Source organism: Aeromonas sp. FL131 (genome assembly GCF_049860615.1).
Lineage (GTDB): Bacteria > Pseudomonadota > Gammaproteobacteria > Enterobacterales > Aeromonadaceae > Aeromonas > Aeromonas hydrophila.
In genome coordinates this window covers 3720624-3741385 of record NZ_CP187595.1, presented here as the reverse complement: position 1 = coordinate 3741385, position 20762 = coordinate 3720624, and the positions used below count along the sequence as shown (strand labels likewise).

Annotated in this window: 24 protein-coding genes; 17 read left to right on the top strand and 7 right to left on the bottom strand. The window is 60.4% G+C overall.

Annotated elements, in window-relative coordinates; genetic code table 11:
* Positions 1-5: 5 nt before the first annotated feature.
* Positions 6-422 (bottom strand): alternative ribosome rescue aminoacyl-tRNA hydrolase ArfB, encoded by a 417-nt coding sequence (gene arfB / locus ACPW75_RS17325; RefSeq protein ID WP_077095883.1) that lies wholly within the window; start codon positions 420-422, stop codon positions 6-8.
* A 201-nt stretch (positions 423-623) separates the two neighbouring features.
* On the opposite strand from arfB, the gene glnK reads away from it, so the two are divergent.
* The 5 genes from glnK (at position 624) to ACPW75_RS17300 (ending at position 5956) form a co-directional block, all read left to right on the top strand.
* Positions 624-962, top strand: coding sequence for a P-II family nitrogen regulator (gene glnK, locus ACPW75_RS17320; protein ID WP_011704615.1), 339 nt, complete (start codon positions 624-626; stop codon positions 960-962).
* 207 nt (positions 963-1169) lie between these two features.
* Positions 1170-2177 carry a Fe(3+) ABC transporter substrate-binding protein gene (locus tag ACPW75_RS17315; RefSeq protein WP_077095884.1) on the top strand — a complete coding sequence of 336 codons (1008 nt, stop codon included), beginning with the start codon at positions 1170-1172 and terminating at the stop codon, positions 2175-2177.
* Between the two features lie 40 nt (positions 2178-2217).
* A complete protein-coding gene (locus ACPW75_RS17310; RefSeq protein ID WP_077095885.1) occupies positions 2218-3843 on the top strand; it encodes an ABC transporter permease in 1626 nt (541 codons plus the stop codon).
* A 69-nt stretch (positions 3844-3912) separates the two neighbouring features.
* Positions 3913-4947, top strand: coding sequence for an ABC transporter ATP-binding protein (locus ACPW75_RS17305; RefSeq protein WP_077095886.1), 1035 nt, complete (start codon positions 3913-3915; stop codon positions 4945-4947).
* Between the two features lie 103 nt (positions 4948-5050).
* Entirely contained in the window at positions 5051-5956 is a 906-nt protein-coding gene (locus tag ACPW75_RS17300) for a Dyp-type peroxidase (protein ID WP_077095887.1), read from the top strand.
* Positions 5957-6042: 86 nt separating this feature from the next.
* On the opposite strand, the gene argR is transcribed toward ACPW75_RS17300, so the two are convergent.
* The gene (gene argR, locus ACPW75_RS17295; protein ID WP_005308670.1) at positions 6043-6513 is read right to left on the bottom strand and encodes a transcriptional regulator ArgR; all 471 of its coding nucleotides are present in this window, start codon (positions 6511-6513) and stop codon (positions 6043-6045) included.
* 201 nt (positions 6514-6714) lie between these two features.
* On the opposite strand from argR, the gene ACPW75_RS17290 reads away from it, so the two are divergent.
* From ACPW75_RS17290 to ACPW75_RS17265, 6 genes are all read left to right on the top strand, one after another.
* A complete protein-coding gene (locus ACPW75_RS17290) occupies positions 6715-7455 on the top strand; it encodes an ATP-binding cassette domain-containing protein (RefSeq protein WP_077095888.1) in 741 nt (246 codons plus the stop codon).
* Between the two features lie 25 nt (positions 7456-7480).
* Positions 7481-8218 carry a transporter substrate-binding domain-containing protein gene (locus ACPW75_RS17285; RefSeq protein ID WP_011704620.1) on the top strand — a complete coding sequence of 246 codons (738 nt, stop codon included), beginning with the start codon at positions 7481-7483 and terminating at the stop codon, positions 8216-8218.
* Between the two features lie 3 nt (positions 8219-8221).
* The gene (artQ, locus tag ACPW75_RS17280) at positions 8222-8872 is read left to right on the top strand and encodes an arginine ABC transporter permease ArtQ (protein ID WP_017409015.1); all 651 of its coding nucleotides are present in this window, start codon (positions 8222-8224) and stop codon (positions 8870-8872) included.
* A gap of 2 nt (positions 8873-8874) precedes the next feature.
* Positions 8875-9537 carry an arginine ABC transporter permease ArtM gene (gene artM, locus ACPW75_RS17275; RefSeq protein WP_077095889.1) on the top strand — a complete coding sequence of 221 codons (663 nt, stop codon included), beginning with the start codon at positions 8875-8877 and terminating at the stop codon, positions 9535-9537.
* 221 nt (positions 9538-9758) lie between these two features.
* Positions 9759-10694: a malate dehydrogenase gene (gene mdh / locus ACPW75_RS17270; RefSeq protein ID WP_077095890.1), complete on the top strand. Its 936-nt coding sequence runs from the start codon at positions 9759-9761 to the stop codon at positions 10692-10694.
* 436 nt (positions 10695-11130) lie between these two features.
* Complete coding sequence (locus ACPW75_RS17265) at positions 11131-11730, top strand: tetratricopeptide repeat protein (RefSeq protein ID WP_016349413.1); 600 nt, start codon at positions 11131-11133, stop codon at positions 11728-11730.
* Positions 11731-11832: 102 nt separating this feature from the next.
* Here the strand turns inward: ACPW75_RS17265 and hmpA are convergent, their stop codons facing one another.
* Positions 11833-13026, bottom strand: coding sequence for an NO-inducible flavohemoprotein (gene hmpA / locus ACPW75_RS17260; protein ID WP_077095892.1), 1194 nt, complete (start codon positions 13024-13026; stop codon positions 11833-11835).
* A gap of 110 nt (positions 13027-13136) precedes the next feature.
* Between hmpA and ACPW75_RS17255 the strand changes: the two genes are divergently transcribed.
* Complete coding sequence (locus ACPW75_RS17255; RefSeq protein ID WP_011704626.1) at positions 13137-13604, top strand: Rrf2 family transcriptional regulator; 468 nt, start codon at positions 13137-13139, stop codon at positions 13602-13604.
* Between the two features lie 34 nt (positions 13605-13638).
* Here ACPW75_RS17255 and ACPW75_RS17250 read toward each other — a convergent pair whose 3' ends face one another.
* Positions 13639-14919 carry an HlyC/CorC family transporter gene (locus ACPW75_RS17250; protein ID WP_024944580.1) on the bottom strand — a complete coding sequence of 427 codons (1281 nt, stop codon included), beginning with the start codon at positions 14917-14919 and terminating at the stop codon, positions 13639-13641.
* A 40-nt stretch (positions 14920-14959) separates the two neighbouring features.
* Positions 14960-15751: a cytochrome C assembly family protein gene (locus ACPW75_RS17245; RefSeq protein ID WP_011704628.1), complete on the bottom strand. Its 792-nt coding sequence runs from the start codon at positions 15749-15751 to the stop codon at positions 14960-14962.
* A gap of 286 nt (positions 15752-16037) precedes the next feature.
* Between ACPW75_RS17245 and ffh the strand changes: the two genes are divergently transcribed.
* The 5 genes from ffh to rplS all read left to right on the top strand — a co-directional run bounded on the left by ffh (position 16038) and on the right by rplS (position 19556).
* Positions 16038-17414 carry a signal recognition particle protein gene (gene ffh / locus ACPW75_RS17240; RefSeq protein WP_011704629.1) on the top strand — a complete coding sequence of 459 codons (1377 nt, stop codon included), beginning with the start codon at positions 16038-16040 and terminating at the stop codon, positions 17412-17414.
* 183 nt (positions 17415-17597) lie between these two features.
* A complete protein-coding gene (gene rpsP / locus ACPW75_RS17235) occupies positions 17598-17846 on the top strand; it encodes a 30S ribosomal protein S16 (RefSeq protein WP_005341383.1) in 249 nt (82 codons plus the stop codon).
* Positions 17847-17870: 24 nt separating this feature from the next.
* Complete coding sequence (gene rimM / locus ACPW75_RS17230; RefSeq protein ID WP_011704630.1) at positions 17871-18392, top strand: ribosome maturation factor RimM; 522 nt, start codon at positions 17871-17873, stop codon at positions 18390-18392.
* Positions 18393-18426: 34 nt separating this feature from the next.
* The gene (trmD, locus tag ACPW75_RS17225) at positions 18427-19176 is read left to right on the top strand and encodes a tRNA (guanosine(37)-N1)-methyltransferase TrmD (protein ID WP_011704631.1); all 750 of its coding nucleotides are present in this window, start codon (positions 18427-18429) and stop codon (positions 19174-19176) included.
* Positions 19177-19208: 32 nt separating this feature from the next.
* Positions 19209-19556, top strand: a complete 348-nt coding sequence (gene rplS, locus ACPW75_RS17220) for a 50S ribosomal protein L19 (protein ID WP_005313505.1) — start codon at positions 19209-19211, stop codon at positions 19554-19556.
* Between the two features lie 103 nt (positions 19557-19659).
* Here the strand turns inward: rplS and ACPW75_RS17215 are convergent, their stop codons facing one another.
* Both ACPW75_RS17215 and mutH read right to left on the bottom strand, forming a co-directional pair.
* Entirely contained in the window at positions 19660-19989 is a 330-nt protein-coding gene (locus ACPW75_RS17215) for an isoamylase early set domain-containing protein (protein ID WP_011704632.1), read from the bottom strand.
* Between the two features lie 82 nt (positions 19990-20071).
* Positions 20072-20746: a DNA mismatch repair endonuclease MutH gene (mutH, locus tag ACPW75_RS17210; RefSeq protein WP_039214258.1), complete on the bottom strand. Its 675-nt coding sequence runs from the start codon at positions 20744-20746 to the stop codon at positions 20072-20074.
* Positions 20747-20762: the final 16 nt, after the last annotated feature.

Sequence of the window (20762 nt, the reverse complement as noted above, 5' to 3'; positions counted from 1 at the left end):
CCCGGCTAGTCCACTACCGGCTTGCCGCGGGTCGATTTTATCTCCCCCTTGCGCTTCTTGGCATCGACCCGCTTGCGCTGGGAGCTGCGGGTCGGCTTGGTGGCGTGGCGGACCTTGGGGCGCCAGGCCGCTTTCTTCAGCAGCTCCACCAGACGGTTCATCGCCTCCTTGCGGTTCATGTCCTGGCTGCGGTGGGTCTCGACCCGGATCATGATGAAGCCGTCGTGAACTCGGCTGTCGCTCAGCTTGTCGAGCCCCTCCTTGTAAAGTGGGGTGAGGCTGGGGGAGTTGCGGTAATCGAAGCGCAACCAGACGGCGGAGTCGGTCTTGTTGACGTGCTGGCCACCGTTGCCCTGTGCCCGCATGGTCTGGAATTGCAGTTCATGCCAGGGCAGGGTAACGCTGTTGGAGATGACTAACATACTGCGGTGCTCTTGTTTGGTGCATCGGCTGTGGCTGGCTCAGCTTGGTGCCTCATAATGGGGCGAGATGCGCTCCCTTGGTGATGCCGGGAGAGTCCTGCTCCAGGCCTAAATGCTATCTTTTTGAAATTAAACAATAAAAAGACTTGGCACAAGAATTGATTCCCCATTCATGACATACCATGGATTGGGAGCAACCAGATGAAGCTGATTACTGCGATTATCAAACCCTTCAAGTTAGACGACGTGCGCGAGGCCATCGCCAACCTGGGGGTCGAGGGTCTGACCGTGTCCGAGGTCAAAGGGTTTGGCCGCCAGAAGGGGCACACCGAATTATACCGGGGAGCCGAGTATCAGGTCGACTTCCTGCCCAAGGTAAAGCTGGAGATAGCGACGGCCGACGACAACGTCGAAGGGGTGATCGAGGCGATCTGCAAGGCTGCCTATACCGGCAAGATCGGTGACGGCAAGATCTTCGTCTACGACCTGCTGCAGGCCGTGCGCATTCGGACCGGTGAGAGCGACGACGAGGCGCTCTGATCGCGCTGGATGGGGCGAATGATCGGTACGTTGTCGCTGATTGACTCCATGGTGGGGCCGGATAGGATTCTATCCGGCCCCTTTGTTTGAACAGGGTTTAAATATGTGATCCCGCCACATCAGGATTTCTTGATCCGGCTGTCGAGCTCAATGCAAAATGCAAACAGCAATGGTTCTCACTCGATATAGCAACTCAAGGAATGGATGATGAAAATGAAGATGTTGGCACTGGCTTTCTCTGCGTTGGCGGCTCAGTCGGCATTGGCGGCAGGGGAGGTGAATGTCTACTCCAACCGGCAGGATGAGCTGATCAAGCCCATCATCCAGCAGTTCGAGAAAGAATCGGGCATCAAGGTCAACGTGGTGTTCGCCAAAGAGGGGCTGAACGAGCGTCTGGAGCGGGAAGGCAAGCTCTCCCCGGCGGATCTGATGCTGACCGTCGACATCAGCCGGCTGACCGATCTGGTGGACAAGGGGCTGGTGCAGCCGGTGGACAGCAAGATCCTGCAGGAGAACATCCCCGCCATCTATCGCGATCCGGACAACCGCTGGTTCGCGCTAACCACCCGGGTGCGCGCCATCTATTCCAGCAAGGATCGTCTCGGCAAGCTCGATACCATCAGCTACGAAGATCTGGCCAAGCCTGAATTCAAAGGAAAAATCTGCACCCGCAGCGGCAAGCATGAGTACAATGTGGCGCTGGTCTCCTCCATGATCGCTCATCACGGCATGACCGAGACCAAGAGCTGGCTGGAAGGGGTCAAGGCCAACCTGGCGCGCAAGCCGCAGGGCAACGACCGGGATCAGGTCAAAGCGATCAAGGATGGTATCTGTGACCTGTCGCTCGGCAATAGCTACTACCTGGGTGCCATGTTGAAGGATCCGGCGCAGAAGGCTTGGGCCGATGCCGTCTACATCAACTTCCCGAACCAGGCTGACCGCGGCGCCCACGTCAACGTGAGCGGCGTGGCCATGACCAAGTACGCCAAGAACAAGGTTGAGGCCCAGAAGCTGATGGAGTTCCTGGCCGGCGACACCGCCCAGCACATGTATGCGGACGTGAACGCCGAATATCCGGTCAAGGCCGGGGTCGAGCCTTCCGCTATGGTCAAGTCCTGGGGCAGCTTCAAGTCTGACGCGCTACCGGTCAGCGATTACGCCAAGCACCGCAAGGACGCCTTGCAGCTGCTGGATGAAGTGAAATTCGACTTGTAATTCAGATGGGGCCAAGGGCCCCATCAACCTCTGTGGTCTCATGAAAAATTTTGGATGGATTACCGGCAGCTGGGCCAGCGCCCTGCTGCTGGCTTTGCCGGTGCTTGCTCTGGTCTTCTCCGCCTTGTCGGCCGACGGAGATCTGTTTGGCCACCTCGCCGATACCGTGCTGTTCGACTATCTGGCCAATACCCTGGGGCTGGTGGTCGGCGTCGTGCTGCTCAGCCTGCTGTTCGGGGTGCCGACCGCCTGGCTGGTGGCCATGTGCCAGGTGCCGGGGCGGCGGGCCCTGCAGTGGGCGCTGATGCTGCCGATGGCCATGCCCTCCTATATCGTCGCCTATGTCTACACCGACCTGCTCGACTACTCGGGCCCGCTGCAGGCGGGGTTGCGGCAGCTGTTTGGCTGGGGCGGGCCGGCCGACTACTGGTTCCCGGCCATCCGCTCCCTCGGCGGCGCCGCCTGGGTGCTGGCACTGGTGCTGTTCCCCTACGTCTATCTGCTGACCCGCGCCTCCTTTCTGGAACAGTCGGTCAGCCTCATTCACTCCAGCCGCCTGCTCGGTTGCTCCCCCTGGCAGAGCTTTCGCCGCCTCAGCCTGCCGCTGGCACGCCCGGCCATCATGGTCGCTGTGTCGCTGGTGGCGATGGAGACGTTGGCCGATTTTGCCACCGTCCACTTCTTTGCCATCAATACCCTGACCACGGCGGTCTACGACACCTGGCTCGGCTATGGCAGTCTGGCTACCGCTGCCAAACTCTCCTGCCTGATGCTGCTGGCGGTGGTGCTGCTGATCGCGCTGGAGCGCCGCTCGCGCAGCCGGCAGCAGGTGTTCCAGAAGTCGATGGGTCATGAGCAGCCGCTGCGCTACCCGCTCAAGGGGATTCGCCGCGCTCTGGCCGGGCTCTGGTGCTGGGGGCTGGTGCTGGCCGGCTTCGGTCTGCCGTTCGTCATTTTGCTGGATTACGGCGTGCGCTACTTCGAATTGTCGTGGACGCCGGAGTTCGTCCGCTTTGCCGGCAACAGCTTGGCTATCTCGGCGCTGACCGCCCTGCTGGCCATGGGCATCGCCCTGTTGCTTGGCTTCTGTCGTCGTCTCGATGGCGGAGTCAAGAGCCTGCTGCCGCTGCGCATCGCCGCCATGGGTTACGCCATGCCGGGTACCGTGCTCGCCATCGGCGTGCTGGTACCGCTCACCGCCCTCGACTTTGCCATCAACGATCTGGCCGAGTTGCTGGGGCGTCAGGGGCCGGGGCTGCTGCTGACCGGTACCATCACCGCCATCGTGTTCGGCTATCTGGTGCGCTTCGTGGCCATCGCCATCGGCTCGGTGGAGAGCAGCATGGGCAAGATCTCCCCCAGCCTCGATATGGCGGCTCGCTCTCTGGGGCAGGGGGATGGCGCCATGCTGCGGCGGGTGCACCTGCCTCTGGTACGGCGCGGCCTGTTTGCCGGTGCCATGCTGGTGTTCATCGAATCCATGAAGGAGCTGCCTGCCGCCCTGCTGCTGCGGCCGTTCAACTTCGATACCCTGGCGACCCACGTCTACCAGTTCGTGTCGGACGAGATGCTGGAGCGCGGCGCGCTCGGCGCCATCGTCATCGTGCTGGTGGGGCTGTTGCCGCTGATCTGGGTCAACCGCAACCTGGATGGGGCGGGGCACTGAGCCCGCCAACCTTGAAATGTTGTCCGGCCGTCGGTCGGTCTGGTTCAAAAGAATATGAGGAAGTCAGCCTTGTCCTGTTTGCAGGTTGAAAATGTCAGTTGCCGTTACAACGGCCGCAATGTGCTGGAGCAGCTCTCCCTGACGGTGGCTGACAACGAGATCGTCTGCCTGCTGGGAGCGAGCGGCTGCGGCAAGACCACGCTGCTCAAGGCCATCGCTGGCCTGCTGCCGCTGGCGGAGGGCACGATCCGCCTCGGCGATACCCTGCTCGACGGGCCCGGTGCCAGCGTGCCGCCCGAGGCGCGCAACATCGGCATGATCTTTCAGGATTACGCCCTTTTTCCCCACCTGACGGTGGCCGACAACGTCGGCTTCGGTCTGACCAAATTCGATCGCCGTGCCCGTCAGCAGCAGGTGGACGAGGCGCTGGCGCTGGTCAATCTGCAGGGGCTGGGGGATCGCTATCCCCATCAACTCTCCGGTGGCCAGCAGCAGCGGGTGGCGATTGCCCGGGCGCTGGTGTGCAAGCCGCGGCTGATGCTGCTGGACGAACCCTTCTCCAACATCGACACCCAGGTACGGATGAAGTTGATCCTGGAGATCCGCGCCCTGCTCAAGCAGCAAGGGATCGGCGCCATCTTCGTCAGCCACAGCAAGGAGGAGGCCTTTGCCTTCGCCGATCGACTGGCGCTGTTTCGCGCGGGTCACATCGAGCAGGTGGGCCAGCCGGAGCAGCTCTATCGCCGCCCCCAGAACCGCTTCGTGGCGGAGTTTCTCGGCGGGGTCAATTACCTGGCGGCCGAGGTGGTGGACAGCCACTGCGTGCGCACGGCGCTCGGGGTCATCTGCGGCAGCGAGCCCCATGGCCGGGCCGTGGGTGAGCTGCTGCAACTGATGCTCAGGCCACAGCAACTGTTGCTGGAGAGCGCCGCAGATGGCGAGCTCAAGGTGGTGGAGCAGCAGTTCCTCGGCCATCACTGCCGGGTGCTGTTCGAGAGCGGCGAGCTGCGGCTGGAGGCGAGCATCGGCGAGCCGCTGGAGGGAGCGCGGGCGCGGGTCAGGGTGACGCCCCACGCGCTGGTGTTGTTTGACCCTTTACCCTGAACGCGTGATATCGTCGTGAAATCAATGAACTGGAACCGCGCTGGTTTATAATCGCGCAACGCTAATCGCCCATATCGCCAATGTCTGTTCAGGGGAGAGATATATGAAAGCCCAAGCCGGGATCTGTGCCGAGCCCAATCTGCACGCCCTCTATCTGATGTTCAACCGCACCGGTGACGCCGCCGAGCTGGTGGCCCGTCTGGCCAGGTTGCCGGCCCTGTGGGAGGCGGTAGCCGCCGATTTCCCCGCTGCCGGCTTCAGCGGTCTGGTCGCCGTCGGTGCCGATGCCTGGGATGGCCTCTATCCTGCCGCCCGTCCGCCCCAGTTCCGCGGCTTCATGGCACAATCCGCCAACGGCCAGGAGGCCCCCAACACCCCGTTCGATCTGTTCGTGCAACTGCGCGCCGATCGGGTCGATGTGCTGCATCACGCCGGTCAGCGCGTCATGGCCCTGCTGGCCGGGCTGGTGGAGCTAGCAGAAGAGGTGCGCGGTTTTCGCAACCTCGACTGCCGCGATCTGACCGGTTTCGTCGATGGCACCGAGAACCCGCAGGATGAGCACCGCGCCGAAGTGGCGCTGCTGGACGGCGGCGAGTTTGCCGGCGGCTCCTACATCCACGTGCAGCGCTGGGTCCATGCCATGAGCGACTGGGAGAAGCTGGCACTGAAGGAGCAGGAAGACATTATCGGTCGCACCAAGGTCGACAACATCGAGTACGAGTCGGCCGACAAGCCGCTGACCGCCCACATCAAGCGGGTCAACCTCAAGACGCCAAAGGGTGAGTCCATGGAGATACTGCGCCAGAGCATGCCCTGGGGCACCATGACAGAGCAGGGGCTCTACTTCATCTCCTGCTGCCGCACCCCGCAGCACTTCAACGCCATGCTGGCCAGCATGTACAAGGGGGAGGGCAGTCACTTCGATCACCTGCTGCGCTTCACCAGGGCGGTGACCGGCGCAGCCTTCTTCGCCCCTTCAGAAGATTTTCTGGTGGCACAGGGCAAATAAGGCTCGCCCACCCGCAGATAACAAAAATCCCGGCCTTGGCCGGGATTTTGCGTTTTGGCGGGACCGCGATGACGCGGCGGCAACCATTACGGCGTCTGTTCGAACAGCTCGAGGGCGGAGAGGTAGAGCTCTTCGATGTCGGTGTCGCTGGTCGGGGTGATGAAGATGGTGTCGTCACCAGCGATGGTGCCGAGGATCCCTTCGGCCTTGCCGAGGGAGTCGAGCAGGCGGGCGATCAGCTGGGCCGCACCCGGGCTGGTGTGGATCACCACCAGGGCACCGTTGTGGTCGACATCCAGCACCAGGTTCTTGAGCGGGCTGGAGGTGGTGGGCACGCCCAGTTCCACCGGCAGGCAGTAGACCATCTCCATCTTGGCATTGCGGGTGCGAACGGCGCCGAAGCGGCTCAGCATGCGCGATACCTTGGACTGGTTGATGTTTTCGAAGCCCATCTCTTGCAGGGCAGTCACTATCTCTGCCTGGGAGCCAAATCGTTCTTCTTTCAGCAAGGCTTTAAAGGCCTTGGCCAGTTTTTCTTGCTTGTCGTTATGCTTCATCTTGGACTCACGAATGAGGAGGTTTGGCTGCCTGTCACGCTCAGGCGGCAGATATGAACAGCGTGCCCATTTTGCATTCATATGCCTATTTTTGCAAGGAAGCGGCGCTTGTTCTGCATATTGATTCAAATATAGCTTGCATCCACCCATGCCAGCGTTAGAATCAGGACGAAATTTTGAAAACTTATTCAATTGGGCTGTATGGGTATTGAATTAATCGGTATCGAAAAATCCTGGCACAAGGTGCCGGTACTGCAACAGGTCAGCTTTCGGACCGCTCCCGGTGAGACCTTGGTGCTGCTGGGCCCGAGCGGTGCCGGCAAGAGTTCTCTGCTGCGCATGATGAACCTGCTGGACACCCCGGATGCCGGTATTCTGCGCATCGGTGAAAGTGAATTTTCTTTCCCGTCCAGCCTCTCCACCGCCGAGTTCAACCGCCAGACCCAGGCGCTGCGGCGCAAGGTGGGCATGGTGTTCCAGCAGTACAATCTGTGGCCCCATCTCACCGTGATGGAGAACCTCATCGAGGCCCCCGTCAAGCTGCTCGGCATGAGCAAGGCGGCGGCCATGGAGAAGGGGGGCTATCTGCTGGCCCAGCTGCAACTGGCCGACAAGCGCGACGCCTGGCCGGCGCGGCTGTCTGGCGGTCAGCAGCAGCGGGTGGCCATCGCCCGTACCCTGATGATGGACCCCCAGGTGCTGTTGTTTGACGAGCCGACGGCGGCCCTCGACCCCGAGATCACCAAGGAAGTGGCGGAGATCATCCGCAACCTGGGCCAGACCGGCATCACCCAGGTGGTGGTGACCCACGAGGTGGAGTTCGCCCGCAAGGTGGCCAGCCAGGTGATCTATCTGGAGAAGGGGCGGATCATCGAAGCCGGCTCCGCCGCCATTTTCCAAGCCCCGCAAACCAGCCGGTTTGCCGAATTCTTGATGCATTGATATTCAAATCGATAAGGAAGCTGTCATGAAAAAGAGTCTGTTGCTGGTCGCCGCCATGGGCCTGCTGAGCACCTCGGTGCTGGCCAAGGAGATCAAGTTCGCCACCGAGGCCACCTACGCGCCGTTCGAATACCTGGACGACAAGAACGAGTTCCAGGGTTTTGACATCGATCTTGCCCGCGCCATCTGTGAACAGGCCAAGCTGGAGTGCAGCTTCCACAACCAGGCTTTCGACAGCCTGATCCCCAGCCTGAAATTCCGTCGTTATGACGCCGCCATCGCCGCCATGGACGTGACCCCGGAGCGGGCCGCCCAGGTTGATTTCTCCGACATCTATTACCAGAACTCCGCCGTGTTCGTGACCAAGAAGGGCGCCTTCAAGGGGCCGGAAGAGCTGGTGGACAAGACCGTCGGCGTGCAGAACGGCACTTCCCATCAGTCCTATCTGGTGGACAACTGGGTGAGCAAGGGTCTGCTGACCGTGCCCTACGCCAGCTACCAGAGCGCCTTCCTCGACATGATGAACGGCCGCACCGACGGCGTGTTTGCCGATACCGCGGTCGCCGCCGACTGGCTCAAGCAGCACAAGGAGTATGCCGTGATCGGCACGCCGGTGACTGACGCCAAGTACTTCGGTACCGGCTTTGGCATCGCGGTGGCCAAGGGTAATCAGGAGCTGCTGACTCAGCTGAACAAGGGGCTGGCCGACATCAAGGCCAACGGCACCTATCAGAAGATCTACGACAAATATTTCGCGCACTAAGCCATGTTGAGCCTGTTGTTGGATGCAGCCTGGATGACCCTCGGGCTGGCCTTGGCATCCCTGGTCGGGGGCATGGTGCTGGCGCTGGCGTTCAGCGCCGCCGAACTGAGCAAGCAGCGCGCTCTGGTGTGGCCGGTGGCCACACTCACCACACTCATTCGTGGCCTGCCCGAGCTGCTGGTGGTGCTGTTCATCTACTTCGGCTCGACCCAGGTGCTGTTCCTCATCACCGGCGAGTACGTGGAGTTCAGCCCGTTCGCCTGCGGCGTGCTGGCGCTCTCCCTGCTGTTCGCCAGCTACGCCACCCAGACCCTGCGGGCTGCCCTCAATGCGGTGCCCGCCGGGCAGCGGTTGGCGGCGCTGGCGCTCGGTCTTGGCAAGGGGCACATCTTCTTTCGCATCGTGCTGCCCCAGGCGTGGCGGCACGCCCTGCCGGGGCTCGGCAATCAGTGGTTGGTGCTGCTCAAGGACACCGCACTGGTCTCCCTCATCGGGGTGAACGAGATGATGCGCCAGGCCCAGATGGCCTCGGCCAGCACCTATCAACCCTTCACCTGGTATGCCGCGGCGGCCCTCATCTACCTGGCCATCAGCCTGGTGAGTGAGTTTGGCTTGAAGCAGGCGTCCCGTTACACCCGTCGTTACGGAGGCTGATCATGCAGGATTACCTGATGACCCTGCTGGGTGGCCTGGCGATTACCCTGCAACTCACGGCATTCAGCCTGCTGCTCGGGGTGCTGATGGCGGCTGCCATGACCTGGGTGCTGGAGCGTCGCATTCCGGTGGCGACCCAGCTGGTGCAGCTGTGGGTGCTGATCTTCACCGGCACGCCGCTGCTGATCCAGATCTTCCTCATCTACTACGGGCCGGGCCAGTTTGCCTGGCTCAAAGAGGGGCCGCTCTGGCCGCTGCTCAAGCAGCCCTGGTTCTGCGCCGTGCTGGCGCTCGGCTTTAATACCGCCGCCTACTCCACCCGGTTGTTCAAGGGGGCGCTCGATGCCATCTCGGCCGGTGAGGTAGAGGCCTGCCGCGCACTCGGTTTCTCCGCTAGCCAGACTTTGTGGATGAAGGTGCGTCACGCCGCCCGGCGGCTGGTGCCCGCCTATTCCAACGAGGTGATCCTGGTGCTCAAGGGGAGTTCGCTCGCCAGTACCATCACCATCATGGATGTGATGGGGCTGGCTCAGCGCCTCAATGCCCAGACCTATGACACCCTGGCGGTGTTCACCGTGGCCGGTGCCCTCTACCTGACCATGAACGGATTGTTAACAATTGGTTTTCGTTGGTGTGAACGCAGGGCGTTGGCCTTCCAGGGCTGAAGTCGGTAGATCTACCTATTAATGGTGAGGGGAAGTGCAGGAAATCTGTGCTTCCCCTCCAATTTTTTGCATTTCCCCCCATTTTTATTCGCCGCCTGTTTATTGGCTCACAGAACCTGTGATTACAACTGTTATCAGATTGTTTTTTAGGGGGGGATCCTTTAAGGTTGGGCGCACAACAAGAAACAACCTTAAACCTACGCTTAAACATGGAGTTGATCATGAAAGTTGCCGTTCTGGGTGCCGCCGGTGGCATCGGCCAAGCCCTCGCTCTGCTGTTGAAAAACCGTCTGCCTGCTGGTTCCGAATTGAGCCTGTATGACATCGCTCCGGTGACCCCGGGCGTGGCGGTCGATCTGAGCCATATCCCGACTGACGTGAAAGTAAAAGGTTTCTGCGGTGAAGATCCGAGCCCGGCTCTGGTCGGCGCCGATGTCGTGCTGATCTCCGCCGGCGTGGCTCGCAAGCCCGGCATGGATCGTTCCGACCTGTTCAACATCAACGCCGGCATCGTCAAGAACCTGGTGGAAAAGTGCGCGGCCTCCTGCCCGAAAGCGCTGATCGGCATCATCACCAACCCGGTCAACACCACGGTCGCCATCGCGGCCGAAGTGCTGAAGAAAGCCGGTGTCTATGACAAGCGTCGCCTGTTTGGTGTCACCACCCTGGACGTGATCCGTGCCGAGACCTTCGTGGCCGAGGCCAAGGGTCTGAACGTCGACAAGGTGCGCGTCAACGTGATCGGTGGCCACAGTGGCGTGACCATTCTGCCGCTGCTCTCCCAGATCGACGGTGCCAGCTTCACCGCCGACGAAGTGGCCGCCATGACCAAGCGTATCCAGAACGCCGGTACCGAAGTGGTGGAAGCCAAGGCCGGTGGCGGTTCCGCTACTCTCTCCATGGGCCAGGCTGCCTGCCGTTTCGGCTTGTCGCTCATCAAGGGTCTGCAGGGTGAAGCCAACGTCATTGAGTGCGCCTACGTGGAAGGCGACGGCAAACACGCCACCTTCTTCGCGCAGCCCATCCTGCTTGGCAAGAACGGTGTCGAAACCGTGCTGGACTACGGCAAGCTGAGCGCCTTCGAACAAGAGGCGATGGATGGCATGCTGGCCACTCTGAAAGCCGATATCCAGCTGGGTGTCGACTTCGTCAAGTAAGGCGTCCGGATGGACAGCAAGGGGAGCTTCGGCTCCCCTTTGTCGTTATGGTGACGGATGCAGGCGGCGCCGGCCTAAGGGGATGCTGCCGGCTGCCGATAACAGGGTGCTGCAGGAGATCCTTATGATGAAACCCATTACCCTTGTCGGCCTTCTCTGTTTGCTGACGCCCCCATTGCTGACGAGCCAGGCGCAGGGGGCCGAGCCTTCCGCCTCTGCCGCCGCCGCGACGAGCGGGGCCGTGGCCGCCTCCGCACCGGCCAGTACGCCGGCGCAACCGGAGGCGGCGGTCCCATCTGCTGCAGCCGCGGTGCCGGCGGCCACGGATACCACGGCTGCGCCATCGACCAGCCCGGCGACGGCCGATGCGCCGGCAGCGGCCCCCATTCCTGCACCTGCCGCCACGGATAGCGGGCGCTCACCCAATAGCCGCCCCATGACCAGCACCCCGAGCAGCAGCAGCGGCCTGAATGTGGACAGTGGCACACTGCAGGCGGTGCCGCTCTATCGCCAGGACGAGCTGCTCAACTGGATTGAACAGGGGCGTCACCTGCAGCAGGTAAAGCAGGACAGGTGCCAGCTTACCCAGGATATCGAGGTGCGGGCCGAGGTGATGAAGGTGCCTGCCTATCAGTTTCTGTGGGGGGACATGCTGGCCTGGGGGGTCTGCATCAAGCCCAACGCGGAGCTGGGGGTCAAATTCATGTGGGAGGCGGCCAATCAGGGATTGGCGCCGGCGCTGGAACAACTGGGCCGTTACTACTGGAAAGGCACGCTGGTGCAAAAGGATCTGCTCAAGGCCGAGACCCTGATGCGGGAGGCCGCCAGCCTGGGCTTCCAGCGGGCACAGATAGAGTGGGTGGAGATGCTGCTGCAGGGAATGGGCAGCCCGCTCGACTATGAAGAGGCCTACCACTGGTTGCACAGCACGGTGATCGGCGACAAGGCGCTGCACCAGAAGGCGACCAGCCTGCTGAGCCGGCTCGGCAACCGGATGCCGGCCAATGCCATCGCCCGCGCCAAGGCGATGCACTGAGCCAAAAAAATGACCCACGGATCTGCATCCGTGGGCCGGGAGGTGCCGGCCGCCGTGCCGTGACAGGCTGGCCCCTCATCTGGTTATAGTGATTAGCCCGCCTTACAGATCTTGGTGGGGACCAAAAACTTCGTAATGGAGCTGGCCGGCCGGAATGTCTGCCGCGATCAGCTGCTGCTTGACTGCCTGCATGAAGCCGACGGGACCACAGAAGTAGTAGTGGGCCTGCGGCGTGATGCGCTCCTTCACTGCAGTCAGGTCCATGGTGCCGGCAAAGTCGTAATCTTCGCCCTGCACATCACTGGCCTGGGGCTCCCGATACCAGACCCGGCTCAGCAGGTTGGCGTTTTGGCGGGATTTTTGCTGAATATCCTCCCTGAAGGCATGTACGGCACCCTGTTCACAGGCGTGCAGCCAGGTGATGTCGGCCTGATGGCCGTTCGCCAGCAACTGGTTGAGCATGCTTATCATCGGCGTGACACCCACACCGGCCGAGAGCAGCACCACCGGGGTATGGCCATCGGCTTTCAGGTAGAAATCGCCGGTGGGGGGCATGACCTCAATCTTGTCACCCGCTTGCAGATGATCGTGCAGCAGGTTGGAAACCTGGCCCTGCGGCTCGCGTTTGACGCTGATGCGGTAGTGCTGGCCGTTGGGGGCATCGGAGAGGGAGTACTGGCGGATCTCCTGATATTCCAGCTCGGGGTGGACCAGCTTGATGCTGAGGTACTGGCCCGGCTTGAAGTCCAGTACCGGCTTGCCATCTACCGGCGCCAGCAGGAAGGAGGTGATGAGCTCGCTTTCGAGCCGCTTCTCCTTGATCAGGAAGGGGCGGGAACCCTGCCAGCCACCTGCCTGGCTCGCCTTCTCCTGATAAATCTCGCTCTCGCGGCCGATGAAGATGCTGGCGAGCACACCATACGCCTTGCCCCAGGCATCCAGCACCTCGTCGGTGACCGCACTTCCACCCAATTCTTTGAGCGTGGCCAAGAGATGACTACCTACAATGTGATATTGTTCTGGCTGGATCAGGAAACCCGTGTGCTTGTGGGCGATACGCTCCACGGCCCCGGCCAGTGCCCCCAGGTTGTCGATGTTCTTGGCATAGGCCGCCACCGCATTGAACAACGCCAGCGGCTGACCGCCGCTGCGCTGGTGCGCCAGGTTGAAAATGTCCTTCAGTTCCGGGTTATGGCTGAACATGCGCTGGTAGAAGTGCTGGGTGAGCGCGGGGCCCGCCGATTCGAGCAAAGGGATGGTGCTTTTGATGACGGCGATGGTGGCTTGGTCTAACATAGGGGGTCCTTGCTAATTGAACATCTAAAATGTCACTTAATAAGCTGCATCCTAGATGTTTATTTGATCTGAATCAATAATCAATTTCCGCGCGATGCGCCACAGGCACTATGAGACTAACTAGCTATACCGATTTTGGATTGAGAGCCCTGCTCTATCTGGCGACCCTGCCGGAGGGCGAATTGTCGAGCGTGGCCAAGGTCTCCGCCTTGTATGACGTCTCCCGCAATCACATGGTGAAGGTGGTGAACCAGCTGGTGAAACTGGGCTATCTGCAGTCCCAGCGCGGCAAGAATGGCGGGATCCGCATGGCTTGTGCGCCGGAGACCGTCAACATCGGTCAGGTGATCCGGGCGCTGGAAGGGAATCTGGACGGGATAGATTGCGGCTCGCCGGCCTGCCACATCGTCTCGGTCTGTCTGCTGAAGAATGCCCTGAAGGAGGCGATGAACGCCTTTCTGGCGGTGATGGACAGCTATACCCTGCAAGACCTGCTGGCCAATCGCGACGAGCTGCAGAAGGTATTTGGCGAATTGATCCCGACTCTGGTGCTGGAGCCGGACGAGGAGAGCGAGTGAGCAAGAAAAAAGGCTGCCAGTGGCAGCCTTTTTTTCAATCTTCAAAGCCAGACTCGTTACGGTATAAATCAGGCATGATCCGCGCCATCTTCACCATGTTGTTCTCCACTTCCAGGATCTCGATGGGGTAGCCGGCCAGCCGCAGACTGATGTTGGGCTGGGGGATCTCCTCCAGGTATTCCAGGATGGCACCATTGAGCGTTCTGGGCCCGTCGATGGGCAGTTGCCAGCTCATCTCCTTGTTCAGCTCGCGGATGCTGGCGGAGCCCTCCACCAGGAAGGTGCCGTCCGGCTGGGGGTGGATCTCGTCGCTGGGAGCGGGGGTCATGGAGGTAGTGAAGTCGCCCACTATTTCTTCCAGAATGTCGTCCAGAGTGATCAGTCCCTGAATGTCGCCGTACTCGTCAACGATGAGGCCGATCCGCTCCTTGTTGCGCTGGAACTTAGCCAGCTGGACGTTGAGCGGCGTTCCCTCCGGGATGAAGTAGATCTCGTCCACCTCCCGCAGCAGGCTCGACTTGTTGAACTGATCCCTGGCCATCAGCCGCAGTGCGTCGCGGGCGTGCAGAAAGCCCACCACGTCGTCGATGTTGTCGCGATAGAGCAGGATCTTGGTGTGGGCACAGTGGGCCAGCTGGCGCAGTATGGTTTTCCAGTCGTCGTTGATGTCGATGGCGTAGATCTCGCTGCGCGGCACCATGATGTGCTCCACCGTCATCTTGTCCAGATCCAGAATGCTGAGCAGCATCTCCTGATGGCGCTGGGGGATGAGGCTGCCGGCCTCGTTGACGATGGTGCGCAGCTCCTCGGTATTGAGGGCGTCATCCTTGCTGGGGTTGAGCCGCAGCAGCTTGAGCAGGCCGCTGGTGATGCCGTTGATCAGCCAGACCAGCGGCGAGAGCGGCACCATCAGCCCCTTGAGCACCCAGGAGGCCGGGTAGGCAATCTTCTCCGGGAACATGGCTGCCAGGGTCTTGGGGGTCACTTCACCAAACACCAGCACGATCAGGGTCAGGCCGAAGGTGGCGATGGCCACCCCGAGATCGCCGAAGACGCGGATACAGACGATGGTGGCGATGGCCGAGGCGAGGATGTTGACCAGGTTGTTGCCGATCAGGATCAGCCCCAGCAGGCGATCCGGGCGGGATAGCAGCTTTTCTACCCGGCGGGCGGCCTTGTGTTTGGTCTGGGCCAGATGTCGCAACTTGTAGCGGTTGAGGGACATCATGCCGGTTTCGGAACTGGAGAAAAAAGCAGACAAGAGGATCAAGATAACGAGAACAATCAGCAATGTACTCGTTGAGATACTGTCCAAGAAGGGCTCCTGTGGGAGTGGGTGATAAAAAGGGTGGCGGTCAGCTCAACAAGACTTCTTTGACGAAGCGGCTGCCAAAATAGGCCAGAGTCAGGATGAAGCTGCCGATCAGGCTCAGGGTGATCACCTTGCGACCGCGCCAGCCACGGGTATGGTGGCCCCACAGCAGCAGCACGTAGACGCACCAGGCCAGGATCGAGAGGATGGCCTTGTGGGACTTGCCCTGGGCGAACATGTCTTCGAGGAAGAACAGGCCGGAGGCAATGGAGAGAGTTAGCAGGAACAGACCCGCCGAGATGAGCTGGAACAGCCGCTTCTCCACCGTCATCAGGGGCGGCATGGCGGGCAGCTGGCTGATCTTGCGCGACTTCAGCTGCCGGTCCAGACAGGCTAGCTGCAGCGCAAACAGGCAGGCGATCATCAATACCGAGTAGGCCATCAGCGCCAGACCGATGTGCAGCAGCAGCTGGGGATGGGCCTCCAGATGGGTGATGTAGCGGCCGGGAATGAGGGCGCTGGCGGCCAGCAGCAGGGCCGAGAAGCTGTAGACCACCGGCAGCAGGATCCAGCCGTTGAAGCGGCGGGTGACGCAGGTCATGAAGCAGCTGATGATGAGACTGACCAGCGAGGCTACGTTGAGCATGCTCAGATTCTGGCCGGAGTGAGTCACCAGCACTTCGCCGGCCACGGCGGTGCCATGGGCGATCAGGGCCAGTCCGATGCAGGCAAACAGGGGGGCTTGTCCCACTGGTTTGGCACTGAGCAGCAGGTGCAGAGAGGCGATGATGGCCAGCAGATAGAACGCCAGGGCCAGAACAGAGATCACGATCATAACCGGGTCGTTGTCGAGCAAGCGATTGGGAATAGGAAGGGCAGTATACCTTGCACAAGATGTGCTCGCCAGTTGTGCTGCCGCCGATCCGCCCATATATAGGCAGCAGTCTGCCGCCGCGGCACGCACCAGAAGGCGCGCCGGCGCCGGCCGAAATACCAGCCTGGGTTCATTGTACCTGCCCTTTTGAGGGGCAGGTCACCGTCGTGTGCGGCGAATAATCGTCCTCATTGCGCCGGCTGAGGTATAATGCCCCCATTTGTTACGCCAAGAACCGGAATGCGTCATGTTTGAGAATTTGACTGAACGACTCTCGCGCACCCTGCGCAATGTCAGCGGCCGTGGTCGTCTGACCGAAGAGAACATCAAAGAGACCTTGCGCGAAGTTCGCATGGCGCTGCTCGAGGCGGACGTCGCCCTGCCGGTGGTGCGTGACTTCGTGGCTCGCGTCAAGGAGCGGGCGGTTGGCCAGGAAGTGGCCAAGTCCCTGAGCCCGGGCCAGGCCTTCATCAAGATTGTGCATGGCGAATTGGTCTCGGTGATGGGGGAGGCCAACGAGCAGCTCAATCTGGCTGCCCAGCCGCCAGCCATCATCCTGATGGCTGGTCTGCAGGGGGCCGGTAAAACTACCACGGTCGGCAAGCTGGCCAAGCTGCTCAAAGAGCGCAGCAAGAAAAAGGTGCTGGTAGTCAGTGCCGACGTCTATCGTCCGGCGGCGATCAAACAGCTGGAAACCCTGGCCAATGACATCGGTGTGGACTTCTTCCCGAGCGATGCCAGCCAGAAGCCGGTCGACATCGCCAATGCGGCCATCGATCAGGCACGCAAGAAGTTCTATGACGTGGTGATCGTCGATACCGCCGGCCGCCTGCACGTCGACAGCGACATGATGGACGAGATCAAGCATCTCCACGCCACCATCAAGCCGGTCGAGACCCTGTTCGTGGTGGATGCCATGACCGGTCAGGACGCCGCCAACACTGCCAAGGCCTTCAACGAGGCGCTGCCGCTCACCGGCGTGATCCTCACCAAGGCGGACGGCGATGCCCGCGGTGGTGCCGCTTTGTCGGTGCGCCACATCACCGGCAAACCGGTCAAGTTCATCGGTATGGGCGAGAAGACCGATGCGCTGGAGCCGTTCCACCCGGATCGTCTGGCTTCCCGCATCCTCGGCATGGGCGACGTGCTCTCTCTCATCGAAGAGGTGGAGCGCAACGTCGATAAAGAGAAGGCGGCCAAGCTGGCCAGCAAGGTCAAGAGCGGCAAGGGCTTCGATCTGGAAGATTTCCGCGAGCAGCTGGCCCAGATGCGCAACATGGGCGGCATGATGGGCATGCTCGACAAGCTGCCGGGCATGTCCGGCTTGCCGGACAACATCAAGGATCAGATGGATGACAAGCTCACCGTGCGGATGGAGGCCATCATCAGCTCCATGACGCCCAAGGAGCGTGCCCATCCCGACCTCATCAAGGGCTCTCGCAAGCGTCGTATCGCTGCAGGCTCGGGCATGCAGGTGCAGGACGTAAACAAGCTGCTCAAGCAGTTCACCGAGATGCAGCGGATGATGAAGAAGATGTCCGGCAAGGGTGGCATGCGCAAGATGATGGGGCAGATGAAGAACATGCTGCCACCGGGATTCGGTGGTGGCCGCGGCCCCTTCTGATTGCCGGTCGTCATGCACACGTCAAGGGCTCACCATGGGTGGGCCCTTTTCATGGGGCCGCTTGTGCAAAAAATGGCTGGCTTGGTTGCAATTATTACGAATCCAAGTAGAATTACGCGGCTTATTTTAAGCTAGGGTCCGCGTGTTTGCGGGCCTTGTTCATTAGATGTTAATGAGGACGATATGGTAACCATTCGTTTACAACGTGGTGGCGCGAAAAAGCGTCCGTTCTACCAGGTAGTAGTTGCTGACAGCCGTAACGCCCGTGACGGTCGTTTCATCGAGCGCGTTGGTTTCTTCAACCCGGTTGCTTCTGGTAACGCTGAAAAGCTGAACCTGGACCTGGCTCGTATCGAGCATTGGGTTGGTACTGGTGCCGCTGTTTCTGACCGCGTTGCCAAGCTGATCAAAGACGCTGCCAAAGCTGCTTAATCAGCCAAACGGTAAGGAGTTAAGGTGGAAAAACCTGTAGTTCTGGGCACCCTGGGTACCGTTTACGGCATCAAGGGCTGGCTTAAAGTGAACTCCTTCACCGATGTTGCCGAAGCGATTTTCGATTACAACCCCTGGCTGATCAATCAGAACGGGGTGTGGCGTGAAATTCAGGTTTCATCCTGGAAGCGTCACAACAAGGGTCTGATCTGCAAACTCGATGGTATCGACGTGCGCGAGGATGCCCTGGCATTGACCAATGTCGAGATTGGCGTAGCCGCCGATCTGTTGCCTGCGTTGCCTGAGGGCGAGTTCTACTGGCGTGACCTGATTGGTTGCTCGGTAGTGACCACCAAGGGATACGACCTGGGCAAGGTGACCGAATTGATGGAAACCGGCTCCAACGATGTGTTGGTGGTTGAGGCCAATGTAAAAGATGCCTTTGGTGCGAAGGAGCGGTTGATTCCGTTCCTGGAAGAGCAGGTGATCAAGAACATTGATCTGACTGCTCGAACAATCGAAGTTGATTGGGATCCTGGTTTCTAGTTTCCCGCGCTAACACGGGTGCCGGAGGTTTCTTATGTGGATTGGGGTGATTAGCCTCTTCCCTGAAATGTTCCGAGCCATTACCGAGCACGGGGTAACGGGTCGGGCCGTCAAGAGTGGCCTGCTGCAGATTGAGTGCTGGAACCCCCGGGACTTTACCCACGACAAACACCGTACGGTCGATGATCGTCCTTATGGTGGTGGGCCCGGCATGTTAATGATGGTTCAGCCGCTGCGTGACGCGATTCATGCAGCCAAGCAAGCGGCGGGAGACGGGGCGAAAGTCATCTATCTCTCTCCTCAGGGACGCAAGCTGACTCAAGCGGGCGTGACCGAGTTGGCGACGAATCAGAAACTGATTCTGGTCGCCGGTCGATACGAAGGTATCGATGAACGCGTGATACAAACCGAAGTCGACGAAGAGTGGTCTATCGGGGATTACGTGTTAAGTGGTGGCGAGTTGCCTGCCATGACCCTGATCGATGCGGTTTCGCGTCTGGTCCCTGGGGTTTTGGGCGATCAGGCCAGTGCCGAGCAGGACTCCTTCACGGATGGCCTGCTGGATCATCCCCACTACACTCGGCCGGAGTTGTTGGATGGATTGGCGGTGCCAGAGGCGCTGACAAGCGGCAATCACGAAGTGATTCGGCGCTGGCGGCTCAAGCAATCGCTCGGACGAACCTGGCAGAGAAGGCCGGAACTTATTAACAACCTAGCTCTGACTGACGAGCAAGAATCACTTCTTGCCGAGTATGTCCGCGAAGTGCGTGACAGCGTTAAGTAGAGTTTTCAGTTTATCCTAGGTAAGGAAAGACAATGAGCAAGATTATTCAGCAGCTTGAACAAGAGCAACTGCGTACCGACATCCCGGCTTTTGCCCAGGGCGACACCGTACGTGTTCAAGTTCGTGTTAAAGAAGGTGGTAAAGAGCGTCTGCAGGCTTTCGAAGGCATCGTTATTGCCAAGCGTAACCGCGGTCTGCACTCTGCTTTCACCGTTCGCAAGATCTCCAACGGCGAAGGTGTTGAGCGTGTATTCCAGACTCACTCTCCGCTGATCCACAGTGTAGAACTGAAGCGTCGTGGTGATGTTCGCCGCGCCAAACTGTACTACCTGCGCAACCTGTCCGGCAAAGCTGCTCGTATCAAAGAGAAGCTCAACTAATTCGATTCGAATTGGTGTCGGTATGTCGGCGAAAAGCTCGACAGGTAGTGAAAAGGCTCGCCAATGGCGAGCCTTTTTTGTATCCGCTTCCGGGTGTGCCGGCTCAACCTGGCTGGCTGACCCGCACCACCGAGTTGTCGCGTCCGAAGGGACCGGGCACGTAGTCATCCGCCGCCCAGTCATTGTCGTAGTGGGTCTCCCCGTTGGGTTGCACCAGCTGGTAGCAATACTCGAAATGAGCGGGACCGTCGGTCGGCAGATTGAGGGTGGTCTTGAACTCACCGCTCTTCATCCGCTTGAGCTCGATGGGTTGCCACTGGCTGAACTCCCCCAGCAACAGCACCTGCTCGGCCTCTCCTGCGGCCTCTTTTTCCACGGCAAAGGTCACCTTGACCTCGGGGCGAGACTTGAGAAATTGCTTGTTGATCGGCATGACGCCTCCTTGTCCTGATTGCGAAGAAATAGCTGCTGGCTATTTTTATATCACTTTATGACAAGGATGTTGATAACCGAGATCAAGCGGGCAGGGCAAAGTGGCGCTGCAGCAGCCCGTGGGTAAAGCCTATCTTGAGGTAAAAGCCGCGCGGCAGGGTCATGATCGGCTGGCCATTGCGGCCGATGGCCCGGGTCAGAGCCTTGTTGTTGGCCGCCTTGGGACGCAGTTGCAACACCTGGCCGTGGCGGGCGCTGATCTGCTCCACCTCTCCCAGCACTATCATGTCCATCAGCTCTTCCCAGTCCTGGCGCAGCAGCCGCTCCTCCTCTTCATTCGGACTCCACAACAGCGGCATACCGATGCGGCGCTCACCGATGGGGATCTCGCGGCTGCCCTCCACCGGGATCCAGAGCACGCGAGAGAGCTTGTTGCGCACATTGGATTGTTCCCACTGCTGGCCGCTGACACCGATCAGCGGTGCCACGCAGACGAAGGTCGTCTCCAGCGGTTTGCCCTGAGGATCGATGGGGATCGTCTTGAGTTCGATGCCAAGATCCGGGAAGTCCTGTTCGGGCTTGCTGCCAGCGCTGGCCCCTAGCTGCCACTCGATCAGCTGACCAACCCAGCCCTTGTCACGACGCAGATCCGCCGGCACGGCGATGTCGGCCGTGGCGGCCAGCTGGGCCAGCGTGAAGCCCGCCATGGCATAGGCGCGGGCCAGCAATTCCTGCTCGGACTGGGGGTTGGTGGGCATGGTTCACTCCTGCAAA